Below are 5653 nucleotides of genomic sequence, written 5' to 3'. Positions count from 1 at the left end.
CGTCAAGCTGTGGGATTCGGGCACCGGCGACTGGCACTGGGACAACAGCGAACTGGTTGCTGGTGATTTCAACGGCGACGGCAAGTCGGACGTCGGCGTCCTGTACAAGTACGCCAACACTTCGGACGGGCGTGGTCACTCCGGGCTGTGGACCTTCACCTCGAACGGTGCCGGGTTCAACAACCCCGTCAAGCTGTGGGATTCGGGTACCGGTTCCTGGGCGGCGGACAACAGCAAGCTCGTGGCCGGTGATTTCAACGGCGACGGCAAGTCGGACGTCGGCGCTCTGTACAAGTACGCCGACACCTCTGACGGGCGTGGTCACTCGGCCTTGTGGACCTTCACCTCCACCGGAACCGGCTTCAACAAGCCCGTCAAGCTGTGGGATTCGGGCACCGGCGACTGGCACTGGGACAACAGCGAACTGGTTGCTGGTGATTTCAACGGCGACGGCAAGTCGGACGTCGGCGCTCTGTACAAGTACGCCAACACTTCGGACGGGCGTGGTCACTCCGGGCTGTGGACCTTCACCTCGAACGGTGCCGGGTTCAACAACCCCGTCAAGCTGTGGGATTCGGGTACCGGTTCCTGGGCGGCGGACAACAGCAAGCTCGTGGCCGGTGATTTCAACGGCGACGGCAAGTCGGACGTCGGCGCTCTGTACAAGTACGCGGACACCTCCGACGGGCGTGGTCACTCGGCCTTGTGGACCTTCACCTCCACCGGCGCCGACTTCAACAACCCCGTCAAGGTATGGGACTCGGGCACCGGCGACTGGCACTGGGACCGGACCAGAACCACCTGATCCCTTGCACGATCACCTGACCCAGCACACCTGAAACACCAAGCCCGGGTGGCGGACACACCGCCACCCGGGCTTGGTGTGTCGAGGCTCCGAACGGGCTTTGGAGGTCCTGGGAAAGCCGTTGGACGTGTCTGTGGCCGACGAGCCATGGAGCGAGGCCGAGGAAGGCTTCGTGGATGCCGTCGCCAGGCCCGCTGATCACTCCAGGCCAATGAGGCGAGCGTAGAGACGTCGAGGGCGGCATACCCGACGCCGTGTGGAGGGCCTCGATGGGAAGTGGCTCGAGGAAGTCCGCGACCTGATGGGGCGCGATGGCGAGAACCCCGCCCAACCCGGTGATCCGGTCGGAGGTGGTGGGCTCAACGGTGATGGACGGGCCGGTCCCGACGCGGACGCCGATGCCCAGCCTTGAAACCGTCCGCACCCGCGGCACCTCTCCCAACCGACCGGCGTCCACGCCGTGGTGGCGCAGCGCACCCCTGAGTCCGGCCAGGGCCCGCCGTCGGGGACAGCGCCTGGACGACCGGCGACAGCTCCGCCGTCTGCACCCGCACCTGCCGGCAGGCGTCCTCCGGCAGCCGGTCCGGGCAGCGCACGTGCATCTCGCTTGCCACCTGCCGTGTCTCAGTCCCTGGTCGCCAGCCCCTACGAAACGACGAGTTCAACCTCGGTGATACGCGTCACTCCATCGAGTCACTCCATCAACATGAGCGGGCCCGATCCTTGTCCGATTGTCCGAAACCCGCGGGCCAGCCCCTTTGCACCAGAAGCAACCTGGGGGACAGAGTGATCATCTTCGAAGTGAAGGACAAAGAGACAGAAGCGTGCCATACGGCGAACCCGCGCGCACGTAGCCGCAGGTGACCGAAATACGGCCATCCACCCCAGGCCGAGGAGAAACAGCATGAGCGCAGAGGCAGCCGAGGACATCACCTTTCGGGTGCTGGGGACAGTGCGGGCCTTTCGTGGCGATGCCGAGTTGGCGGTCGGTCCTCCCCAGCAGGTCGCCGTTCTCGCGGCCCTGCTGCTGCGCGCCGGACACGCGGTGTCCTTCGACGATCTCGTCGATGCCCTGTGGGAGACCGCGCTCCCCAAGTCCGCGGCGACAACGATCCGCACCTACGTCTGGCGGCTGCGCCGACTACTGGAAGGGGATCCCTCGACCCCGGACAAACTGTTGTCAGCTGCCGACGGGTACCGCCTCGCCGTGTCCGACAGTGCGGTGGACGCCTGGCACGCCGAGTCGCTGGCTCAGCAGACAGCACGTCTTCGGGGCGAGGGCCACTTGCATGAGGCCGAGGAGACGGCCGGCCGAGCCCTGTCCCTGTGGCAGGGCGAGGCACTGGCAGGTGTGCCCGGTCCCTTCGCGGCACGTCGGCGCGACGGCCTGGAAGAACTCAAAGTCACACTTCAGGTGGAGCGACTCGACCTGACCGTCCGGCTGGGCCGCTTCCAGGCCGCTCTGCCGGGGTTGTCCGAACTCACTGCTGCGCACCCCTTGCGCGAACGGCCCCATGCGCTGCTGATGCGCGCGCTGTACGCGACAGGGCGGCAGTCGGAGGCACTTGCCGTGCACGACCGTGTGCGCCGTCACCTCGCCGAGGAGCTCGGGGTCAGCCCCGGGCAGGAACTGGCCGAGGAATACACACGCATTCTCAGCGGCACCGCAATCGTCCACACACCTGCAGAAGCCCGGATATCTCGACCCCGTGCCGATCAGGTCGCCGATCCCATGGTCGTGCGGGCCGACGAGGAGCTGTCCCGCACGGAGGCCCGCGGTACAGGGCGGAACGAAGGGGGCCCGCCCGCGCGGCACGAACCGGAAGCAGGCCTACGTCCGGATCAGTTACAGGACTCGGGCGACGACTCGGCCGGGGTCCGCTCACGTTCGGCGTTTCGCGACGGTCCTCAGGGCACGGACGAGCGGCTTCTCACCGACGCCCCCCGGGTCCTTCTGCCTGCTCCGGCGCAACTCCCCGCCGACACATCCGTTTTCATCGGTCGCGAGCTGCTCGCGCAGCGCTTGCACGACCTGCTCACCGCTTCGGATCAACGCGCGTTGACCACGGTCGCCGTGACGGGGATGAGCGGCGTCGGCAAGAGCACCTTCGCCCTGCATGTGGCCCACCGCGCTCGGCACCACTATCCGGACGGTCAGCTCTACGCCGATCTGGGCGGCAGCAGCGTCGCCGCGGCCGATCCGTTCGGTGTCCTGGGCAGCTTCCTCACCGCGCTGGGCGTGCCGACCGACAAGCTGCCCGACGAACTGGAAGACCGCGGTGCGCTGTTCAGAACCCTGCTGGATCGTCGTCGGGTCCTGGTCGTCCTCGACGACGCGCGTGACGCGGTGCAGCTGCGCCATCTCATGCCCGGTAGCGCGGGCTGCGCGGTGATCGCCACCAGCCAGGCGCGCACGCCGGGGCTGGACGCCACCGTGCACATCGTTCTGGACGTCTTCACTCGGGAGGAGGCGCTGGCGCTGCTGGAGGAGGTGGTCGGTATCGAGCGTCTTGCCGCCGAAACCGACGCTGCGCGAGAACTGGTCGCTGTCTGCGGCCAACTGCCCCTGGCCACGCGCATCGTGGCAGCGCGGCTGGCCGCGCGCCCCGGGTGGACGATCGCCTCTCTGGTCCGCAAGCTTGCCGATGAACGCAGCCGCATCACCCATCTGCGGTTCGGCGACATCGCCATCGACGCGGCTTTCGAGCTGGGCTACCAGCAGTTGACCTCCCTTCAGGCGCACGCTTTCCGGGTGCTGGCGCCGGCCGCCGAGCCCGACCTCGGACTGCCTGCCGTGGCGGCCGTGCTCGACCTCGACCAGGGCAGTGCCGAAGACGTGATGGAGTCCTTGGTCGACGCCTCCATGGTGGAGTCACCCGCGCCGGGCCGCTACCGCTACCACGACCTCCTGCGGGCCTTCGCCCGCAACCTCCCCACACCTGAAGACGCGGAGCCGGCCGGTGCGGCGGTCCGGCGGCTGCTCGACTTCCTCCTGGCCAGCGCCTGCCAGGCCTTCCGCCGTGTCGTGCCGGGTGACCCCGTGACCGAGTGCCTGGGGCCGCTTCGTTCCGCGGGTCTGGACTTCGCCGACGCGCCGGCAGCACGCGCCTGGGTCGCCGAAGAGGGCGATGGCATTCTGGCAGCACTGCGACATGCGGCGGACGACCCCTCCTCTCTGCCGGTGGCCACAGATCTGCTGATCGCTCTCACCGCCTTCGGCCAGGAGGTGGCGCTGCCAAGGCTGACGGGGGCGGCCGAGGCACTGGTCGCAGCCGCCGAGGCTCACGGGAACCTGCGGGCACTGGGCAGGGCCCGGTGGCTCAGCGGCTCCTTCGCCCTGCGTGCCGGTGATGCGGTTCGCGCCGAACGGCTTGCCGCGCAGGCGGTGACGGTCTGCCGTGACACCGGTGACCAGGCGATCCTGCGGCAAGCGCACAACGATCTCGGAATAGCGGCACAGTTCCTCGGCCGCTATGAGGAGGCGCTTGCCCACTTCGACGCCGCCCTGGACCTGGCCGAGAAGCTCGGGCACCGCTCCGGCACAGTGGCCACCACACTCAACGCGGCACTCACTCTCATCCGCAACGGACAGCCCGCCGCTGCGGTCGCCCCGTGCGAGAGAGCGCTCGAAGACCTGCAGTCCGTGGGCGAGGACACGGGAATGAAGGCGTATGCGCTGTACGTGCTGGGGCTGGCCCTGCACGGCCAGCAGCGCTGGGACGCGGCGGCCGGGCGGCTGCGGGAGTGCCTGCACCTGTGCCGGACAGCGGGGATTCGGGACCGGGCCGCACAGGCGGGTTACCGGCTCGCCGAAACGCTGAGTCGCACGGGTGACTTGAACGGCGCCGCCGTGCACGCGGAGGAGGCGCTCGCGCTGCTGGAGGAGAACGGCGGGGACCGCGACCTCGCGACGGCACGGTTGATACTCGGCCGCATCCTGGCAGAGCTCGGCGAGCCGGACCGGGCATGGACGCTGCTCGAAGCGGCGCACCAGATGCTCGTGCGTCTCGGGCTGCCCGAGGCCGGTCAGGCTGCCGACGCCCTCGCAGCTGTCATGCGCGCCTCGGACTCTCCCGCCGACCAGACGTGAGGGAAGCCGACGGGGCCGACGGTCGGCCGGCCTGTTCCATCGCCTGTTCCATCGCGGTCCCGGAAGGCTTCCGACGCCTCACGGCATTCGCCCTGGCGCGCACCGGCCCGAGGCCCAAGTACGAGGACATGCGTCCGGCGCGCCGAGAGCGTGTACCGGACGCCGCTCATGAACGGACAACGTCCTCTGCCGCGGGGCTAGCTGATGGGTGTGCAGACGGTGCAGTTCGAACCGGTGTTGTTCCAGGTGGCGACGGAGGAAGCCGAACGGACCCCGGCGTCCGCGCCGGCTCCTTCCGCAACGCCGATCGTTCCCGTCAGAAGGGCGACGAACGCGAGGGCGGCGACGGTACGCCACTGGATCAGCTTGCGAGTCTTGCCACGCATCATCACGTGTATCTCACTTTCCTACGGTTGAGCCGCTTCGTACCTGCGGGCGGCCATCGTGGCACGGTCACGTCGACAACCGATCAACGTCTGGTCGGCGACCGTCACAGAGCCGATGTCGACGCCCTGTTGACACGTGCTGCCTAACGTTCTCAGCGGTCGGGGCCATCAGGCTCCGGACCACAACCAAGAGATCGAAGGAGAGCGACATGACTCGCAACCACGCCACCGGCCTGCGTCCCCGCCTGGACAAGGTGAAGGTCAAGGCCGCCAAGGCCTGAGGCACCGCATAGTCCGGGGGGGGGCGGGGGGCGCCCGGGGGGCCGCGCCCGCCGCGCCCCCCCTGTGTGTGGGGGGGGCGGGCCGAGCCGG

Annotated in this window: 3 protein-coding genes; 2 read left to right on the top strand and 1 reads right to left on the bottom strand. The window is 68.7% G+C overall.

From position 1 onward, the window contains the following. Both ACFXGX_RS06070 and ACFXGX_RS06065 read left to right on the top strand, forming a co-directional pair. The coding region (locus ACFXGX_RS06070) for an FG-GAP repeat domain-containing protein (RefSeq protein ID WP_384785231.1) at nt 1-805 on the top strand (805 nt) is incomplete at its 5' end. Between the two features lie 904 nt (nt 806-1709). Then, a complete protein-coding gene (locus ACFXGX_RS06065; RefSeq protein WP_384785228.1) occupies nt 1710-4895 on the top strand; it encodes a BTAD domain-containing putative transcriptional regulator in 3186 nt (1061 codons plus the stop codon). Between the two features lie 197 nt (nt 4896-5092). Here the strand turns inward: ACFXGX_RS06065 and ACFXGX_RS06060 are convergent, their stop codons facing one another. After that, the gene (locus ACFXGX_RS06060; RefSeq protein ID WP_384785225.1) at nt 5093-5281 is read right to left on the bottom strand and encodes a hypothetical protein; all 189 of its coding nucleotides are present in this window, start codon (nt 5279-5281) and stop codon (nt 5093-5095) included. Nucleotides 5282-5653 lie beyond the last annotated feature (372 nt).

The sequence above is a fragment of the Streptomyces sp. NPDC059371 genome, assembly GCF_042751995.1.
Taxonomy (GTDB): Bacteria; Actinomycetota; Actinomycetes; order Streptomycetales; family Streptomycetaceae; genus Streptomyces.
The sequence above is the reverse complement of the archived record's forward strand: the minus strand, read 5'-3'. Positions and strand labels throughout refer to the sequence as shown.

What these genes read in the sequence shown, in the direction of transcription:
- ACFXGX_RS06065 (WP_384785228.1), top strand. Translation starts at nt 1,710, where the DNA reads ATGAGCGCAGAGGCAGCCGAGGACATCACCTTTCGGGTGCTGGGGACA.
- ACFXGX_RS06060 (WP_384785225.1), bottom strand. Translation starts at nt 5,281, where the DNA reads ATGCGTGGCAAGACTCGCAAGCTGATCCAGTGGCGTACCGTCGCCGCC.